A 17,337-nucleotide genomic window follows, 5' to 3' on the forward strand; every position below is an offset into this window, starting at 1 on the left:
AGCGGCTTCAGGCGCCGTTATGGATTTGAGGAGGGCATGGCTGGCTTGTCTCGCTGAACAGGGAGTGGAACGGGGTCGTAGCCGCCTGGGTGAAGGGGATGGCAGCGTCCCAACCGGCAGAGCGCCAGCCAGCTGCCGCGGATCACCCCATGGATCTGGATCGCCTCGATGGCGTACTGGGAGCAGCTGGGAGTGAAGCGGCAGTTGGGCCCCAGCAGTGGGCTGATCAGGATCTGGTAGCCGCGGATCAGCAGCAGCAGGAGACGCGTGGCGGTCTCAGCCATGGCGTGAGGAGAGATTGGCAGGGGTTGGTGGAGCGCTGGGACGGCAGGCCCTGCCGTCTGCGACAACCACTCCCGCCTCGATCAGCTCATGCCGCAACCGGTCGGCCAACTGAAAATCACCGTCCTGACGTGCCTGGAGGCGGCGCTTCTGGAGCTCGGCGATGGTCTTCTCGTTCAGCAGCGGCTGCAACCGATCGGCCGGCCTGGACGGGGCCTGCAACGCGGCCAGGGCCTGCAGGGGGTCCTGTTGGAGCAAGCCAAGCAGACGGCCTGAAGCGAGCAGACTGGCCCTGAGCGCGTCCCGCTCAGCAGCGGAGCCGGCGCGTTGCAGCTCCCGGCTCAGACCATGCAGACGAGCAAGGCTGGCGGAGATGTTGAGATCGTCCGCCAGAGCCTGCAGCACGATCGGATCCGGGTCGCCCTCCTGGCCAGTTGCACGGGCACCTGTCGCAGTGTCGCCATCGCTCAGGGCCCTGTAGAAGGTCGTCAGCGTGCGCTTGGCCTGCACAAGCCGCTCCTGATTCCAGTCCAGAGGTTGGCGGTAGTGGCTGGCCAGCAGGGCCAGGCGGAGGGCTTCGCCGGGAGCCTGCTGCAGCAGATCTCGCACCAGCAGCACGTTGCCAAGGGATTTCGACATCTTCTGCCCAGCCACGGTGATGAAGCTGTTGTGCAGCCAGGTATGGCAATAGGGCAGACCGGTGGCGGCACAGCCCTGCGCGATCTCGTTCTCGTGATGGGGAAAGATCAGATCCTGGCCACCGCCGTGGATGTCGATCGGAAAACCCAGATGGCGCTGGATCATGGCCGTGCACTCCACATGCCAGCCGGGCCTTCCACGGCCCCAGGGACTCTCCCAGCCCGGCAGGTCGGGGCCGGAGGGTTTCCACAACACGAAATCCATGGGATCGCGCTTGAACGGCGCCACTTCCACACGAGCGCCGGCCTGCATTCCTTCCGTCGAGCGGCCGGAGAGCTTGCCGTAGCGGGCAAAGCTGGCCACCTCGAACAGCACATGGCCCGCCGCCACATAGGCATGGCCCCGATCGAGCAGTTGCGTGATCAGGAATTGGATGTCGCTGATGTGCTCGGTGACGCGGGGCTCATGATCCGGTGGCAGCACATCCAGAGCGCGCATGTCGGCCTGATACGCAGCAATCGTGCGCTCAGTGAGCGTGCGAATGGGCACCCCCGCAGAGGCTGCCGCCGCATTGATCTTGTCATCCACATCGGTGAAGTTGCGTACATAGACCACCTGCCGATAGGCGTGGCGCAGCAAGCGCACCAACACATCGAAGACCAAAGCCGGCCGGGCATTCCCAATGTGGGGCCAGTCATAAACTGTGGGGCCGCACACATACAGCGTCACCCGGTCAGGTTGCTCCAGCCGCAGGGGGCGCTTGCGCCGGCTCAGGCTGTCGTGGAGCTGGATCGCGAGGGTGCCCATCAGCGCTGACCGGCCTCTGGAAGCAAGGAAGAGTGATGGTGGGAGATCTTCCACTCACCATCCTCCAGCACATAGATGAAGCTGTAGCGGGCTTGAGCGTGGCTGCCATCAAGGAAGCGGAAGTTGTACAAACCTGCGTCCTGCACCATGTTGCAACCGATCAGGATTTCCCGTTGGCTGATTTCACCGTTGGGTCGCTTCTGCAGAAAGTGGCTGAAATAGTCCACGATGCTTTCATGATCTGTTCGCGGCTCATTCGAGAGCGTGGGCAGCAGCACCGCATCGCGGCTGTACAGCTGCGCGATCCGCTCCGGATCCTGGCTCTGCAACGCCTTGTTCCAGCGGTCAAACAGGGACTGAACCTCGGCCTGGCTGATCAAGGCGCAACCACTGGGCCCATCCCCTGGCAGGGAGGGCCGGCGGGTTTCGAGCAGCTCCAGCTCCAACCAGATCAGCCCGTTGCTGGGCAGGAGGGGATGACCCACCAGGGCCTGGGGCCGCTGGCGAGGCCCAAGGCGCCAGCGCCTGGCGGTACCTGGCTGCAGTTCTGCCAACTCCCGTTCCAGCCAGGCCGGAAGCGTGCCCTGACCCACTGCCAGGGAAACAAGTTGCCGTTCGGTTCGCCGCCTGCAGCTGAGGTCCATGGCCTGCAGCGCCACAGTCAGGACAGGCGCAGGCTTCGCAGCTGCGAGCGCCGCTGCGGCGATGGGACCCTGCCCCTGGCGTGAAGCTTTTCTGCGCTGCATGGCCCAGGCGGACAGCACCTGGGAGCTAGCTTACGAGAATGGTTATCGTTTTTAGCGCGGAGCCTGTGGTGCTGCTCTCCTCCCCCTGGCGCCTGCCCTGGCTCCTTCCCGGGCTCCGAGATCTGCCGATGAGGCCGGAGGCGCGTGAAGTTTCTGGCCAGGCCCCGATCGCCACGGCCTCACAGGATGGGACCGCGGCGCTGTGGTCAGAAGCTGGATCCCGGCTGCAGGTGCTCGAACTGAAGGGCCAGGCGCCGAGCGGTGTGGCCTGGCGAGCCGACCGCAAGGCCCTGGCGGCTGGCGGCGAGGAGGGCGGCTGGGTGCTGTGGCCCTTCGATCCGCTCGAGGGGGCCCGGGCATGAGCGCCATGGAGCGATGGCCACACGCTTGCGTCGATCACCTGCGCTTTAACGCGGATGGCCTGATCCCCGCCATCACGCAGGACTGGCTCGACGGCGCGGTGTTGATGCTGGCCTGGATGAACCGCCAGGCGCTGCTGGCCACGTTTGCGACCGGGCAGGTCCACTACTGGAGCCGCTCGCGCCAGGAGCTCTGGCACAAGGGAGCCACCAGTGGTCACATCCAGTTGCTGCGCGGATTTCGCTACGACTGCGACGGCGATGCCCTTCTGCTGACCGTTGAGCAGGTGGGAGACGGGGCCTGCCACACCGGAGCCCGCAGCTGTTTCTTCGAAGCTTCAGCCAAGCCCAGCGGTGGAGGGCCGCAAGCCCTGCTTCCGCCCGTGGATGCCCTCAGTGCCCGAGCCCGCGGCCCACAACCGGACTGCCCCGGCAGCAACGCCGCCGATCCGGCCGCAACGCTCGAAGCGGCTTGCCAGGCCGTGATCAGGGACTGGCAGCAGGGAGTGGCAGGTGGCGACCTCACCCACTCGCTCGCCCTGGTGGATGCGTTGCAGGCAGGGCTGGCGGCTCAAGGTGTCTCCTGGCGACAGTTGCTGAAACGCTCTGCCCAGAGTCTGCCGGCCTGAGCCCTGCGGGCCTGGCCGCTCGCATGGAAGAGGCGCATGGGCGAGGCGGAGGGGCGAGGTGTATGGGCGAGGCGCACCAAAACAGTGCCTGAAGCGACAGATTCAGCCTTGCGAGATTTCTAGAATGATAATGACTATCATTCTTGCAGCCATGGGCAGCACCGGCAGCGTCAGCGCCTGGGAAGAGTCTCTTCTCGTCGCGATGATTCAATATCCCGTTCCCGTGATCAAAAGCCCCTCAGACATCCAGACCCAAGTGGATCAGATCTGCAGGGCTGTCGCTTCCACCAAAGCGGGCTACCCAGACCTCGATCTGGTTGTGTTCCCGGAGTATTCAACGCAGGGACTGAATACGGGGATCTGGACCTATGACGAGATGCTGCTGCGCATCGACTCGCCGGAGATCGACCGCTTCCGCGCAGCCTGCAGAGCGAATGATGTGTGGGGTGTGTTCTCGTTGATGGAACAGAATGATGACCCCAGCCTGCCACCGTTCAATTCAGCCATCATCATCAACTCTCAAGGCGATATTGCCTTGCACTACCGAAAGTTGCAGCCATGGGTACCGATCGAGCCATGGTCCCCGGGGAATTACGGCATGCCTGTCTGCGATGGGCCAAAGGGGTCGAAGCTGGCTGTTTGCATCTGCCACGACGGAATGTTTCCGGAACTCGCTCGAGAGGCCGCCTACAAAGGAGCCAATGTTTACATCCGCATTTCTGGCTACTCCACGCAGGTCAACGATCAGTGGATCTGGACCAACAAAACAAATGCGTGGCAGAATCTCATGTATACAATATCCGTGAATCTTGCTGGCTATGATGGGGTCTTCTATTATTTCGGCGAGGGCACAGTTTGCAACTATGATGGCAACGTGATTCAGCAGGGGCAGCGGAATCCGTGGGAGATTGTCACCGCAGAGCTGTTTCCGCGATTGGCCGACAAGGCCAGAGAGAATTGGGCACTTGAAAACAACATCTTCAACCTGGGCTGCCGGGCCTATGTCGGCAAACCCGGTGGCGAGAAAGAAAACTATCTCACCTGGGTCAAGGATCTTGCCGATGGCTGCTACAAGCTTCCCTGGGATGAGAAGGTAAGAATCAGAGACGGCTGGAAGTATTACCCAGAAGGCGTCAAGCTAGGGCCCATCAGTCAGGCGAACCTGCCTGGGTGATTCATGTCCATGGCAGGCGCCCTCAGCCGATCTGCCCGGCTCATCTGCTGAGGGCATCTGCCTGACTGACCTGACTGACTAACTGACTGACTAACTAACTGACTGACTGATCTGCGTAGATGATCTTCCCAGCTGATCTGGTCCGGGCGATCGCTGGAATAGTCGGTCGCTGGAATAGACGGATGCTGGAATAGACGGTCGCTGGAATAGGCGGTTGCTGGAAGGGAGCTACGGCCGGGGCGAAGGCCGTCCCGGTCAGTTTCCTGCGTCGTTGTCTTCCAACAACCGTTGAGCCAGCGCGGCGCCGAATTCCTGGTGAAGCCCCAGCCGCCCCGGGAATGTCGACACCTGATCGGCAGCCTCGGCCAGCCTCTGCATCTCCTCGCTGGAGCGCGGTGGTGCTTCCCCGGCCAGCACCACATGGAGAGGGCACTCCAGCTGGCGGGCCTGGTCCAGCCACCAGTCTCGCTGCTCGGCGGCGTCCAGCCCACCGCTCACGAAGGCGGCGCTGGCGAAGCGAGCGCCGCGGCGGCGGGCCAACCGCTGCTGCTCCCGCAGCCGCTCCGGCGTCAGCAAGGCCCGGTTGACCCACACATGACGCCGCAGCATCAGCTGCAGCACCGCCTTGCTGGTGTTGAGCCGGTAGAGCGTCGGGCCGATCAGCGGGGCGGCCATCAGCTCGCGCAGCCAGCCGAAGCGCTGCGGCGGCCACCCGGTCATGGTGGGCAGAGGGCCCCGCCAGGTGGGCGCCACCAGCACGAGGCGCCGCCACCGATCTGACCATTCGCTGGCGAGACCGAGGGCGATGGAGGCGCTGTGCCCAGCGGCCACCAGCGTGAGGCGCGCGTGGTTCCGGCAGCTCAGGTAGCTGAGGATGGCGCGCAGGCACGAGCGCAGCAGCTCAGCGTCGTAGGTCAGGGCCGGGCGCTCGCTGTCACCGAAACCCGGCCAGTCGAAGCTCACCAGCTGCCGCTGATCCTGCACGGCTTCCGCCAGCGGCTGCCATTCGCTGCGACTTGACACGGTGCTGAGGGCCGGCAGCAACAGCCAGGCGGGGGCGTCAGCCGGGCCACGGCGCTCGATCACCACGCGGAGACGTCGGCCGGCCAGATCGAGGAACAGCGTTTCCAGCACGCCATCGATGCTCGGGTTCATGCGAACCCCCTGCTCCCTGAGCGGCTCGAGCTGTCGGCCGTGCGGAAATCGATGTGATCACTGCCGGGGTCGTAAAGGGTGTAGCTGAGCCCCCGTCCGACTCCGATCACCTTGCGGCTGGGCACGGCCTGGCGCTGCTTCCGCTCTCCCTCGTGGTCCCGCAGCCGCGATTCGATCCCGCCACCGCACAGCTCCACGCAGAACTGCTCGCCACTGCGGGCTGTGAACAACCGATTCACCTCCATCCGCGTGAGCCGATCGAGCAACCGCAGGGGTGGGCTATCGGCAGCAAGGCAGTCGGCCACGTCGGCGGAGCTACCGTGCAGCAGGGCGCAATCCAATTCGATGAACCCGAAACGCAGCGCGGCCAGCCAGCTGAGCTGGCCAGGATCCACAGCCTTGAGCAGCGCTTCCACGGCCCCATTTCCCTCGCACTGGCGCAGGGCATCAGCGCGGCGCTCGCCGCGGTAGCCCCGTTCGGCCAGCAGCTGCTCTTCCCACCACCCATAGAGGCAGTGCGGCTGCAGCTCGCCGCGGCGCGGCCGCTGCAGCCGTTCAAGCAGAGGGTTGCAATCACGGGTGGGTCCGATCAGATCCCCGAGCACAAACAACGTGTCAACGTTGCGGCGGCGCAGGTCGGCCTGCACCGCCTCATAGACCTCGAGGTCACCGCACAAGCCGCTGAGAAGTGCCCAACGTGCCATCAGCGCTCACACACGTGGCCGGGATCGTCGGCTCGCTCGGCGTATTCGAAACCGTGGCGCAGGCGCCAGGCGAACAGCGGCGGCAGTCCGGTTGCCAGGATGGCCTGACAGGTGCGCTCCACGTCGTAAGGCACTTCGCGGATCTCCACCAGGTCGGTCTGTTCGTCGTGGATCACATAGGTGGCATTGGTTCCGCCGTGCCGTGGTTCTCCCACGGATCCCGCATTGACGATCCGGCGGACGGGAAGGGCAACCTCCTGCTCGGTGGGCGTCGGAGGCGGCGCTTGTGCCAGCCGTTCCTTCAGTGGCTTCCCTCCTGCGGGGGCGCTGGCCGCGGACCTGCGCACCCGCAGCCTGATGGAACCCTCGCAAAGGTCTCGCACATAGGGGCGGTGGGTATGGCCGCAGAAGAGCGTGTCGGCCTCCGCCGCTTCCACCCGCTCAAGGGCCGCGAAGGCGTCCATGTCGGGCAGCAGGTATTCGTGCTGGCTGTTGGGGCTGCCATGCACGAACAGCAGGCGGTCGCGGCGCAGGGAAAACGGCAGGCTGGCGAGGAACTCCTTGTTCTCCTCACTGAGCTGGGCGGCTGTCCAATGGTGAGCTTGCTGTCCCCGCCGCTCAGCCAGCTGGGACGGGTAGCTGCATTCGCAGGCGTTGAGCCCTTCGATGATGTCCTCATCCCAGCAGCCCTGGCAGGTGGGGATGGAGCGGGCGCGGATCAGTTCCACCACCTCATTGGGCTGGGGGCCATAGCCCACCAGATCGCCGAGGCAGGTGATCCTGTCGATGCCGAGCTGCTCGATGTCACTGAGCACCGCTTCCACGGCGGCGAGGTTGGCGTGCAGACAGGAGATGACGGCGTGGGCCATGGGGCGGCGGTGGGTGGAGAGGAGGCAGTCAGCGGGTGGCGGGGAGCGGAGCGCCACCGGAGCGTTGTGGGGCTTGCTGCAGTTCGAGCACCGCATCGCTCAGCAGGGCATCGGCGATCGTGGCCTCGAGGCCGGCGGCATCCAGGCGTTTGCCCTGCACCACCAGCCGCGACAGGCGCTGCGGGCGGCCTTCGGGCGGAGCGACCGCCTCCAGCGGCAGGAACTGAGACCCCTCCTGGCTCACGATCCAGTTGCAGTAGAAACTGCGACCATCGGGCAGGTTCATCAGCGCCTTGGCGCGGTAGACGTCGCCGTAGGCGCCATTCACCAGCTCAAACCAGAAGCTGTTGAGGCTGGGGGGATCCCAGACGCTTCGGGTCAGGTCAAGGCTCCAGCACTCCAGGGCGTTGAACTGCAAGGTGTCCTGAGCGGGAAGGTCCGCGTCGCGGCCGAAGTGCAGATGGCGCTGCGGCAGGAGTTGCAGAGCTTCCAGCCGGGGGAGCAGTCGAGGGTCGATCCCCTGCAGGCCGGCCTGGGGAGGGGGCTGCCACTGGGGCAGCTCGATCAACGCCAGCAGATCCTGCGGGCGGCCTGCCGGGTCCTGGCCTGATGGGGCCTGATCTGATGGGGCCTGATCTGATGGGGCCAGATCCAGCAGCCCCGGGCACTGATCCACCAGGAAAGCCCGATCGATTCCCCCATCCGGGGCCTGCTGGAGCTCCCCGGTGGCGAAACCCTCCAGCCGCAGATAACTGCAGGGCCCCTTGTGGGCTTGCAGCTGGTTGAGGATCCAGCTGGTCTTGCCGCAGCCAGGCGGCCCGGAGATGAGCAGCACCGTGCTCATGGCGCCACCATGCAGGCCTCGAGCTGGGCCTTGAGAATGGCCGGATTCAGTCCTTTACCGATCGCCACCACCTTGGTATGGCGAGGCGTGCCGGCAGGCCAGTCGGAATCATCAATGGTGAAGCGCTTGCCGCAAAGGTGGAAGAGGTGGCGGCGCTCGCTCTCCCGGAACCAGAGCACCCCTTTGGCCCGGAACACCGTGGAAGGGAGCTCGTTATCGAGGAACGACTGAAACCGGCGCAGGTCGAACGGGGTCTCCACCGACAGGGACACCGAAAGGAACCCTTCCAGCTCAGGAGTGTGGGCATGGCCCACTGCATGGCTGTGGCCGTGATCGTGGCTGTGGCCCTGATCGTGGTTGTGGCTGTGGCCCTGATCGTGGTTGTGGCTGTGGCCGTGATCGTGGTTGTGGCTGTGATCCTGGCCTTGGACAGGGTGCCGGGCGTCCGCGAGGGCATCCTCGCGGGCCTGCAGCTCGGCCAGACGATCGGTTTCGAACAGGCCCACACTCAGCAGCATGGCCAGGGGGACCGCGCCGTGGTCGGCCCGCAGGATGCGGGCGTCGGTCTTGATCTCGCGCAGGCAGGCCTCCACCGCGAGCAGGCGCTCCTCCTCCACCAGGTCGCACTTGTTGAGCAGCAGGATGTCGCCGTACACAACCTGGGCCCGGGCAATCGGGCTGTCCAGGGCCGTGACGGCAAAGTGTTCAGCATCGATCAGGGTGATGATCGAATCGAGCCGCAGCTGGTCGCGGAACTCACCGGCCATGAAGGTCATGGCCACAGGCAGTGGATCAGCCAGGCCGGTGGTTTCCACCACGATGTAATCGACAGGGTCCGGGCGGTCCAGCACCCGCTCCACGGCCTCCTGCAGCTCGCCGTTGATCGAGCAGCAGATGCAGCCGTTGCTGAGTTCCACCATGGCGTCGCTGGTGGCCACCACCAGCTCGTTGTCGATGCCGACTTCGCCGAACTCATTGACCAGCACGGCAGTGCGCAACCCCTGTTGGTTGGTGAGGATGTGGTTGAGCAGGGTGGTTTTACCGGCTCCGAGGAAGCCAGTGAGGACGGTGACGGGAACCTGTGCCATAAGGCGAGAACAAACGACCGTCCAGCCCTGAAAACACGGCTGAGAACGGTTCTCATTCTGCCCCCTCAAGCCGCCTGCGGTGGCAGGGTGACGCACACGGCTCTCCTGGACTGAGCGATCGCCGCCATGCCCCCACTCCCACACCCGCTGGCCCTGATCGCACTGACCGCGCTGGCCGGGCTGCTGCTGGGCCTGATCGCGCTGGCCGTGATCGTGCTGCTGCCGTCGCTGGTGATCCGCACGCTGCTGGCGCCGCTCAACCCGGCGGTGGTGTTCTGTGGCGGGGGCCGGCAGCGGCGGCTGGCGCTCACGATCGATGACGGGCCCAGTGGCGCCGGCTCACAGGCGCTGCTGGAGCTGCTGCGGGCGCTGGAGGTGCCGGCCACCTTTTTCCTGATCGGCTCCCATCTGCCCAACGACCCGCACTTTCCCCGTCGGGCCCTGGAGCAGGGGCATGCCATCGGCAACCACCTCTGGCGCGATGTGCGCTCCGCCGGGCTCGATCAGGCGGCGTTCCTGGGCCAGCTGGGTGACACCGAAGCGGCGGTGGAGCGGGCTGCGGCGCCGCAGACGCTGCGCTGGCGCTGGTGCCGCCCGGGGCGGGGTTGGTTCCACGCGGCGATGCTGGGCTGGCTGGCGGAACGCGGCTACCGGCTGGTGCTGGGCTCGATCTTTCCCTGGGACACCTACCAGCCACCGCTGTGGTTCGTGCAGGCCTTCGTACGGCTCAACGTCCACCCCGGCGGCATCCTGGTGCTGCACGACACACCGGAGCTGAGCCCGCGCACCCAGGCCAGCCTGCGCTGGATCGTTCCGGCGCTGCGCCGGCGCGGCTACAGCTTCGTGCCGCTGGCGGAGCTGCTGGAGGCGGCGGGCTGAGCCAGCTCCCACCAGCGCTCCACCACCTCCGGGCTGCCGTACCAGCACGGCCCGAAGGCACCGCCATGGGCCACGCCCGCCAGCACCAGCGGGGTGGAGCCGGCCAGCAGGGCGGAGGCCACCGGCACCAGACCGTCGCCGCGATCGGCGGCATCACCGGTGCTGTTGCGGTAAGCGGTGGGGGCCAGGCGCTGGGCCAGCGGGCTGGCGGTGGCCAGATCCAGATCCCCCGCCACCGACACGTAGTGCACCCGATCGGCGAAGGGCGAACCGGGCAGGCGCTGCTGCACCAGCTCACGCAGCACCGTGGCCTTGAGGGCGGTGTGGGGACTGCCCAGCATGACGAGCGTGTCGGCAAGGGCCTTGCCGTCGTAGGAGCGGCCCTGGAAGGGGGCGTGATCGAGGAACAGCCGCAGCATGATGCCGCCGGAGCTGTGGCCGATCAGGGTGACCCTGCCGGTGGGTGAGGCCTGGGCCAGCTGAGCGGCGGTGGTGGCGACCCGATCGAGGATGCGCGCCCAGGCGAAGGCGAACACGGTGAGCAGCCATTCGGGCTTGCCCACCGCCACCAGCTGCACGGGCTGACCGCTCAGCTGCTGCAGCCGCGCCACCATCGGCGCATAAGCCTCGGCGCTGATCAGAAAGCCGCCGAGCAGCAGGATCGGTTGGCGGGGAAGGGGCATCGGCGGGGCGCGCAGGCGTGGGGTGCGGCTGAACAGCACCACGATGCCAAATGGGCGCAGCAACGCAGCAGCGAGATGTTGACGTCTCAGCCACAACGAATAGGTTGAAGGTAACGAGCGCGCCAAGCGCTTCCGCCGTTTCAAAGGCTTCGTTCCCTTTCATCAGTTCCGTGCTCGCCGAATGGTCTGACAACCATCGCCTGAGCATCTGAACCAACGGCCCCGCCCTGTTGCGCCCCTCATGCGCCGAGCCCCACAGGGGCCGGTGTCACTGAACGGCGGAAAGGATCTCCCCTCCGATTCCGCCAAGCCGCAGCACTTCGGGTGCAGCCAGCGGAGCAGCGCGTTCGATGTTGCCATCACGGAGACATGCACCATGACGACCACCAACGCACCGGTGAACAAAGCCCCGATGAACAACGCACAGTTGAACGATGCACCGTTGAGCAATGACAGCCGCAACGACCAGGACCGGGCCAATGCTCAACTCAAGGAAGCGGTTCTGAACAAGAAACGCGTGCAGATCGAGGCCTGGTCGGCGCAGATCGAGCAGCTGCAGGAGGGCATGAGCGGCCTGGCCGACTCCATGCGCAGCACCACCCGGCAACGCCTCGACGATCTCAGCAACGCCCGCAACCAGGCCACGGCCCAGCTGGAGCAACTGCAGCAGAGCAGCCAGGAGAACTGGGACGCGCTGCTGCAGCAAAGCGATGCCTTCTTTCACGACCTGGCTGATCGCTTCCATCGCTTCGCCAGCAAGAACGACTGACCCCGGCGCACAGCCAACAGCCAACAGCACGAACACAGTCCCCTCCCTTCACCCACACCCAGCCATGACCCTCACCACACCCCGACGTCCTCACGCCCACACCGAAGTGGTGGCCTTCTCCCAGGCGCTCCATGACGCAGAGGAGACCCCCACCGCAGACGCCAAAGCCGCAGCGGCCCACACCCCACAGGCCCGCAACGAAGACGCTGACAACGAAGACACCCGCGACCAGGACGCTCCCGGCGCGGGTGGCCACACGCCGGCCGGCCTCACCGAAGCGATGCTGCCGGAGATCAACGAATCGTTCTGGCTGCTGATCACCAGCGACGCCCTGCTCGGCGCCAGCCAGCACCAGGTGCTGCAGATGGTGCTCAACCGCACGGCACCCAGCAGCGTGCTGGTGGCGCTGGATGTGAACTGGCAGGCGGAGCACTGGGGTCTGCCCCCTGAAGCGGGGCCCACGGCGGAGGTGCTGCGGCGCTTCCAGCCGCTGGCGGAGGCCGCCGCCTTGATCCGCTGCACGTCGCAGGAGGCGGAGGCGGAGGCCTTCTTCTTCAGCCGTGATCCCGAGCGCATCAAGGAGCGGCTGGCGCACCGCCCGGCGGTGCTGGTCACCGATCCGGCAGGTGTGATCCGCTGGAGCATCGGCGGCCACTGCGGGCGCATCGCGGCGGGGCTGGTGCAGAACCCGGACATCTTCCTGGCCGAGATGCTCGAAAACCTCTGCGCCAACCCCCAGCTGCTGGCCACCGCCGGCCGGGGCATCCAGGCCATCGCCGATCCGGATCGGCTCTGCGAGCAACTGCGCAAGGCGGCTGCCGCCTCAGGGGAGCGCCACCAGGAGGCTCGCCCCCTGGTGGCCATGGCCTGAACCGGCGCAGGCGGGAAGCGCATCGCTGCGCAGTGCCTGGGTGAGCGCACCCAGGCCTGGAGTGCGGCAGCACCAACCTCCACCTAACTTCTGTCTGCCCGCTTGAGCGCTGTCCCCATGACCATCCGCCGGGTTGCCTCGATCGGGTTGCTGGCGATGGTGCCGGTCTCGATCGCGGCGGAAGCGCTGCACTGGGGTGACCTGGCGGTGTTCGTCACCTCGGCGGTGGCGATTCTGCCCCTGGCCATCTGGCTGAGCACCGCCACCGAAGAGCTCTCGCTGGTGTTCGGCCCCTCGATCGGGGCCCTGCTCAATGCCGTCTTCGGCAACGCCACCGAGCTGATCATTGCCCTGGTGGCGCTCAAGGCCGGCCTGGTGGACATCGTCAAGGCCAGCATCACCGGCACGGTGATGGCCAACCTGCTGCTGGCGCTGGGCCTCTCGATGCTGGTGGGGGGCATCGGACGGCAGGAGCAGGAGTTCAAGCCGGTGGTGGCCCGGGTGAACGGCTCCGCCATGACCCTGGCGGTGCTGGCAATCCTGATTCCAAGCCTGGCGGTGCTCTCGGGCGGCCAGGAGGCGGAGAGCACCGAACCGTTCGGGGCCTTCGTGGCCTGGGTGCTGCTGGGCGTGTACGCCCTCACCCTGCTGTTCTCGCTGCGCACGCACCGTGGCCTCTATGAGGTGGCGGAGGCAGAGCTGGGCGAAGACCAGCTCCATGCCCCGAATCCGTGGGTATGGCTGACGGTGCTGGTGGCGGCCACCGTCGCCCTGGCCTACGAATCTGAGCTGTTCGTGGGCGTGATCGAAACCGTCACCGAAGGCTTCGGCCTCTCCGCCCTGTTCACGGGGGTGGTGCTGCTGCCGCTGCTGGGGGGCACGGCCGAATACCTCACGGCCGTTTCGATGGCCCGCAAGAACAAGATGGATCTGTCGGTGTCGGTGGCGCTGGGCTCCACCCTGCTGGTGGCGCTGCTGGTGGTGCCGGCGCTGGTGCTGATCGGCCCCCTGCTGGGCCACCCCCTGCCTCTGAGCTTTGATGTCTACGAGTTGGTGGCGGTGATCACGGCGGTGGTGGTGAGCAACCTGGTAACCATCGATGGTCGCTCCGACTGGCTGGAAGGCGTGCTGCTGCTGGCGGCCTACCTGATCCTGGCGGCCGGCTTCTACTTCCAGTCGGCCTGATCCGATGACCCCGCCGGCTGATGAACGCCCAGCGATGCCCTTCCACAGCCATGCCTTCTGGGCGGGCGTGAGAGATCTGCCGGCGTTGCAGCTGCTGATCGCCGCGGGGATCACCCTGCTGGCCCTGGTGCTGGGCTTCTCCTGGCTGGCCCTGGCGGCGGCGCTGGTGAGCCTGGTGTTGGCGCTGGTGCGATTGGCGCCTCCTCTATGGAGCCAGCTGCGCGCCCGCCTCGACGACGAGGCCACGGTTCAGACCGTGGCGCTGCTGACGCTGGTGCTGGCGCTGGTGGTGCTGTCGGTGCTGTTCGGCTGGTGGGATCCGTTGGTGCGGGTCTACCGCAGCGGTGACTGGGAGGCGATCGGCGCCATCGGGGAGGGGGTGATCGGCGCCTTCGGGCAGATCCTGGTGGCGTTCGTGGCCCTGGTGATCGCCTGGCGTCAGTTCCAGGTGGATCAACGGCTCACCACCCAGCAGAACCGGATCACCCAGGGGCAGACGATCGACAGCTTCATCCAGGGCATCTCCGAGCTGATCAGTGATGAAGACGGACTCCTGGAGGACTGGCCGTTGGAGCGGATGCTGGCGGAGGGGCGGCTGGCGGCGGTGCTTGGCAGCATCGAAAGCCAGGGCAAGGCCCGCATCCTGCGCTTCCTCTCCCACGCCCGCCTGCTCACGCCCCTGCGCCGCGACCACCGCCTCGGGCGGGCCATCCTCGATGGCGAAGGCAACTACGAGGAAGACCGGCTCGCGGGAGTGCCGGTGATCAACCTGCACCAGGTGCTGCGGGGCGTGGACCTCTCCGACACCGACCTGCGCGGCATTGATTTCAACGGCGCCGACCTGCGCGGCACCAACCTGAGCAACTGCGATCTGAGCGAGGCGAATCTGGCCGGCACCAATCTGTGCGGCGCCAATCTCGACGGTGCAAAGGTGGAGGGCACCCGCTTCTTCTTCGGCCAGCCGGCCAGCGCCACCCCCACCGACGGCCAATGGGCCCTGAACCTGGAGACGGGCGAAGGCTCGGGGGCCCAGGTGATCAATGCCAACTTCTCCGACCTGCGCCAACTGGGCGACGAGGCGCGGATCTACCTCGCCTCCTGGAGCGGCCCCCGTTCCCGCAAAACCCTGCCCGGTGGCGTGAAGGGCATCCCCAACCGGCTGGAGCGTCCGCTGCCGGCGCTGCCATCTGATCGGTGAACGAATGGGCAGTTGCGCCTATGTGCTGCAACCCACAGAAGGATGGCAGGCGTGGTGTGAGGCGCTACATCCGACAGACAAGTTCTAAATCTTGGCACCTCAGTGGTACAGCCTGGTCGCTGGCGTGGCAGGTGGCAACTGCAGAATCCAGCCGCCTACTCTGGCAGCCAAAGAGCAGATGATTTGGGTCGCCTTGGACTCAGCCAACCTGACCAGAAATCTAAAGCGATTAACGATCAGCCTAGTCGCGACATCGAGCATGTTGCTGCCACTGCATGTTCACGCCGACATTCGGGACAAGCAAAGTTACTGGTATGGCTTTCTTGTCGGAAGCGGCATCACGGTATGTGCGCTGTTGGATATCGGCTTGCTCTCCCGCAACGACGCCACAGATTGGTTAACCGAGATTTTCAAGCAAAGATCCGATATCCCCAGTGCCGCCATGGAATCAGCCAAGCAGCATCTTGCCGAAGAGTTAGGGCCCAAGGGCTGTCCCGTCCCCCGCTGAACGGGAACGAACGCCCATCTCGGTTGACGGGTTCAATTCATTTCGGCTAGCCGAGGTCAGCTTGATCGCTGCAGTCCCAAACAATGGCTGCCCAGATCAAGCCTGTGCGATGGCGCCTCATACCCGTTCTCGTCAATCAGGCAGTTGCCTGCTCCGCATCGAGAGCTTTCCTCTTCTGCCTGTGCAACTGCCGCTTGGTTGGACGATTGCTCCTACTTGCTGATCGAATCCATGCAGTGACGTCCAGCTGGCTGCTCGTTCTTTGCAGCAAGCGCCGAATAGATCCCCGGTCGATGGCGAACCTCCCGCGGACCGGCATGATGGAGCGATCAATAATGTCAGCTGGTGCCATCAGTGACAAGCGAAGCCAGTGTTGATCTCCCTCTCGACGACTGCTGCAGCCGCTGGGGGATTAGCCGAAAGGCCGTCAAATCCCGTGCTTCCGCCTTGGGGGTCGATCTGATCAGGGAATCGAGCACACGTACGGTCTGGCCCGGTGATCTCATCCCCCTGGGCGATCAGCTGCACCAGCACTTGCAGAGGAAGGGCTGCACCCTCTCCAATTTCTTGGCCTCAGCGCAGCCAGCAGCTACCACCAGTGTGAGCATTGAGGCCCTGTCAGTGATGCCATCAACCGGCACCAATGATCAGCGTAAAGCCCTAACGTTGCCGCCAGCAACAGCTGGCAGCGAAAGCATCCTGGCCCTAGCCGCCTTGGTGGCAGCCATACAGCCGGCGCCCAGGTTGAATCCCCTGGCGGTCGCCCGTGGCTTAGCTGAAGCGGCCAAGCTGGGAGCCTGGATCACCAGCGATGAACTGGCTCACCTGCTCGGCCTATCTCGCAGCACTGTTTCCAGCTGGAGCACCAGCCATAGCCCTCGCCCTGGCTTCATGCTGGAGCGCCGCAAAGTAGGCGTATCGGTCTGGTGGAAGGTGATACCTGAGCCAAAGCCGAAGAAAGGAAAGCCGTCGAGTTAGTTGTGCGAGTACCTATTGCCATGAATAGGAGCCCCAGGTCCAGTGAGGCGCTTTCTGCACTGCTCTTCAAAAGCCCTGGCCAGCATCACCAATCCACCCAACCCATTCAATCAAAGCAACGGATCACCAGGCATTTCCCCCTACAGCTGGCAACCACAGCAGCAGGATCCAAAGCGAAGTCGCAAAGCAGGGCTTGCGCATCACCAGGAGATCCTTCAGGCTGAAAGTGTCGGAATCCTGTTCGCCGAACCCCGCCCGACTGCACCACTCCCATCACCTCCGCATCCCCACTCCCCTCCACAAGCGCCAGAGTGGGTTCATTCACTTCCCCTCCCATGGCCCCCACCCGCGAGCAGATCCTGGCCGCCTCCGCCGGCTGGGTGGCGGTGGTGCTGAATGTGGTGCCGGGACTGGGCGCCGGCTACCTCTACCAGCGCCGCTGGAAGGCCTACTGGATCACCTCGGCGCTGGCCACCGCCTGGTTCGTGGCCGGGGCCGTGCTGGGGCAGGACGCCGCAGCGGCTGCAGAAGCCCAGAACCAGCTGGTGGGGCTGCTGGGTCTCGTGCTGCTGGCTGGGGTCACCGCCACCGAGGCGGGCCTGGCCGTGAAGCGGGTGCGCCAGGACGGCTGACGCGCCTCAGCGCAGATACCAGCGCAGCAGCGCCAGCAACTGACCGGCGGGCCCCAGGCCGGTGATCGCCTCACCGATCAGGGCCGCCGCGAAGCCGAGCATGGCCACGCGGCCATTGAGCAGTTCCACCCCGGCCAGGGCCGCCGTGTTCCAGGGCCGGCGGGTGGTGAGCCCCTCGCCGAAGCGCTCGAGCGGCTCGTACTGGAAGGAGTCGGGAGCCATCGGGGAAGCGCACACTGCGGCTGAGCCTATGGGAGCTGGGCGAATGGCCGCCGGCCGTGAACCGTTTGCACAGCGGTTGAACAATCTCTGAGGCCGCGACCGCATAGGTTCAAACT

The 17,337-nt window shown here is 65.6% G+C and carries 21 protein-coding genes; 11 read left to right on the plus strand and 10 right to left on the minus strand.

Going from position 1 to position 17,337, the window contains the following annotated elements:
• Nucleotides 1–17 precede the first annotated feature (17 nt).
• Genes yidD through KBY86_RS05500 form a run of 3 tightly spaced genes read right to left on the minus strand, consistent with a single transcriptional unit; the run spans nt 18 to nt 2,372 of the window.
• Entirely contained in the window at nt 18–284 is a 267-nt protein-coding gene (yidD, locus tag KBY86_RS05490; RefSeq protein WP_255140520.1) for a membrane protein insertion efficiency factor YidD, read from the minus strand.
• A complete protein-coding gene (gene cysS / locus KBY86_RS05495) occupies nt 277–1,728 on the minus strand; it encodes a cysteine--tRNA ligase (protein ID WP_255140521.1) in 1,452 nt (483 codons plus the stop codon). Before cysS ends, yidD begins: the two co-directional genes overlap by 8 nt.
• Complete coding sequence (locus tag KBY86_RS05500; protein WP_255140522.1) at nt 1,728–2,372, minus strand: SgcJ/EcaC family oxidoreductase; 645 nt, start codon at nt 2,370–2,372, stop codon at nt 1,728–1,730. Before KBY86_RS05500 ends, cysS begins: the two co-directional genes overlap by 1 nt.
• Nucleotides 2,373–2,704: 332 nt before the next feature.
• On the opposite strand from KBY86_RS05500, the gene KBY86_RS05505 reads away from it, so the two are divergent.
• From KBY86_RS05505 to KBY86_RS05515, 3 genes are all read left to right on the plus strand, one after another.
• Nucleotides 2,705–2,836: a hypothetical protein gene (locus KBY86_RS05505; RefSeq protein ID WP_255140523.1), complete on the plus strand. Its 132-nt coding sequence runs from the start codon at nt 2,705–2,707 to the stop codon at nt 2,834–2,836.
• A 5-nt stretch (nt 2,837–2,841) separates the two neighbouring features.
• On the plus strand, nt 2,842–3,462 hold the full coding sequence (gene hisI, locus KBY86_RS05510) for a phosphoribosyl-AMP cyclohydrolase (protein WP_255140524.1): 621 nt from the start codon (nt 2,842–2,844) through the stop codon (nt 3,460–3,462).
• Between the two features lie 151 nt (nt 3,463–3,613).
• Entirely contained in the window at nt 3,614–4,636 is a 1,023-nt protein-coding gene (locus KBY86_RS05515; protein WP_255140525.1) for a formamidase, read from the plus strand.
• A 255-nt stretch (nt 4,637–4,891) separates the two neighbouring features.
• On the opposite strand, the gene KBY86_RS05520 is transcribed toward KBY86_RS05515, so the two are convergent.
• Genes KBY86_RS05520 through KBY86_RS05540 form a run of 5 tightly spaced genes read right to left on the minus strand, consistent with a single transcriptional unit; the run spans nt 4,892 to nt 9,296 of the window.
• Nucleotides 4,892–5,791 (minus strand): alpha/beta hydrolase, encoded by a 900-nt coding sequence (locus KBY86_RS05520; RefSeq protein ID WP_255140526.1) that lies wholly within the window; start codon nt 5,789–5,791, stop codon nt 4,892–4,894.
• On the minus strand, nt 5,788–6,495 hold the full coding sequence (locus tag KBY86_RS05525) for a phosphoesterase (RefSeq protein ID WP_255140527.1): 708 nt from the start codon (nt 6,493–6,495) through the stop codon (nt 5,788–5,790). Before KBY86_RS05525 ends, KBY86_RS05520 begins: the two co-directional genes overlap by 4 nt.
• The gene (locus KBY86_RS05530; protein WP_255140528.1) at nt 6,495–7,364 is read right to left on the minus strand and encodes a metallophosphoesterase; all 870 of its coding nucleotides are present in this window, start codon (nt 7,362–7,364) and stop codon (nt 6,495–6,497) included. The genes KBY86_RS05525 and KBY86_RS05530 overlap by 1 nt, the downstream gene beginning before the upstream one ends.
• A gap of 28 nt (nt 7,365–7,392) precedes the next feature.
• Complete coding sequence (locus KBY86_RS05535) at nt 7,393–8,208, minus strand: ATPase (RefSeq protein WP_255140529.1); 816 nt, start codon at nt 8,206–8,208, stop codon at nt 7,393–7,395.
• Nucleotides 8,205–9,296, minus strand: coding sequence for a GTP-binding protein (locus KBY86_RS05540; protein ID WP_255140530.1), 1,092 nt, complete (start codon nt 9,294–9,296; stop codon nt 8,205–8,207). The genes KBY86_RS05535 and KBY86_RS05540 overlap by 4 nt, the downstream gene beginning before the upstream one ends.
• A 126-nt stretch (nt 9,297–9,422) precedes the next feature.
• On the opposite strand from KBY86_RS05540, the gene KBY86_RS05545 reads away from it, so the two are divergent.
• On the plus strand, nt 9,423–10,175 hold the full coding sequence (locus KBY86_RS05545) for a polysaccharide deacetylase family protein (protein ID WP_255140531.1): 753 nt from the start codon (nt 9,423–9,425) through the stop codon (nt 10,173–10,175).
• Here KBY86_RS05545 and KBY86_RS05550 read toward each other — a convergent pair.
• Entirely contained in the window at nt 10,130–10,858 is a 729-nt protein-coding gene (locus KBY86_RS05550) for a triacylglycerol lipase (RefSeq protein WP_255140557.1), read from the minus strand. The two genes, KBY86_RS05545 and KBY86_RS05550, sit on opposite strands and share 46 nt — an antisense overlap.
• Nucleotides 10,859–11,234: 376 nt before the next feature.
• Between KBY86_RS05550 and KBY86_RS05555 the strand changes: the two genes are divergently transcribed.
• From KBY86_RS05555 to KBY86_RS05585, 7 genes are all read left to right on the plus strand, one after another.
• Nucleotides 11,235–11,627, plus strand: coding sequence for a hypothetical protein (locus KBY86_RS05555; protein WP_255140532.1), 393 nt, complete (start codon nt 11,235–11,237; stop codon nt 11,625–11,627).
• Nucleotides 11,628–11,691: 64 nt separating this feature from the next.
• The gene (locus KBY86_RS05560) at nt 11,692–12,498 is read left to right on the plus strand and encodes a fructokinase (RefSeq protein WP_255140533.1); all 807 of its coding nucleotides are present in this window, start codon (nt 11,692–11,694) and stop codon (nt 12,496–12,498) included.
• A 117-nt stretch (nt 12,499–12,615) separates the two neighbouring features.
• Nucleotides 12,616–13,683: a calcium/proton exchanger gene (cax, locus tag KBY86_RS05565; RefSeq protein WP_094510069.1), complete on the plus strand. Its 1,068-nt coding sequence runs from the start codon at nt 12,616–12,618 to the stop codon at nt 13,681–13,683.
• 4 nt (nt 13,684–13,687) lie between these two features.
• Nucleotides 13,688–14,881, plus strand: coding sequence for a pentapeptide repeat-containing protein (locus KBY86_RS05570; protein ID WP_255140534.1), 1,194 nt, complete (start codon nt 13,688–13,690; stop codon nt 14,879–14,881).
• A gap of 193 nt (nt 14,882–15,074) precedes the next feature.
• The gene (locus KBY86_RS05575) at nt 15,075–15,389 is read left to right on the plus strand and encodes a hypothetical protein (protein ID WP_255140535.1); all 315 of its coding nucleotides are present in this window, start codon (nt 15,075–15,077) and stop codon (nt 15,387–15,389) included.
• A 447-nt stretch (nt 15,390–15,836) separates the two neighbouring features.
• Nucleotides 15,837–16,367: a hypothetical protein gene (locus tag KBY86_RS05580; protein ID WP_255140536.1), complete on the plus strand. Its 531-nt coding sequence runs from the start codon at nt 15,837–15,839 to the stop codon at nt 16,365–16,367.
• A gap of 335 nt (nt 16,368–16,702) precedes the next feature.
• Nucleotides 16,703–16,999, plus strand: coding sequence for a hypothetical protein (locus KBY86_RS05585; protein ID WP_255140537.1), 297 nt, complete (start codon nt 16,703–16,705; stop codon nt 16,997–16,999).
• Between the two features lie 6 nt (nt 17,000–17,005).
• Here the strand turns inward: KBY86_RS05585 and KBY86_RS05590 are convergent, their stop codons facing one another.
• Nucleotides 17,006–17,221 (minus strand): chlorophyll a/b-binding protein, encoded by a 216-nt coding sequence (locus tag KBY86_RS05590; protein ID WP_094510060.1) that lies wholly within the window; start codon nt 17,219–17,221, stop codon nt 17,006–17,008.
• Nucleotides 17,222–17,337 lie beyond the last annotated feature (116 nt).

Source organism: Synechococcus sp. Lug-A, from assembly GCF_024345655.1.
Lineage (GTDB): Bacteria > Cyanobacteriota > Cyanobacteriia > PCC-6307 > Cyanobiaceae > MW101C3.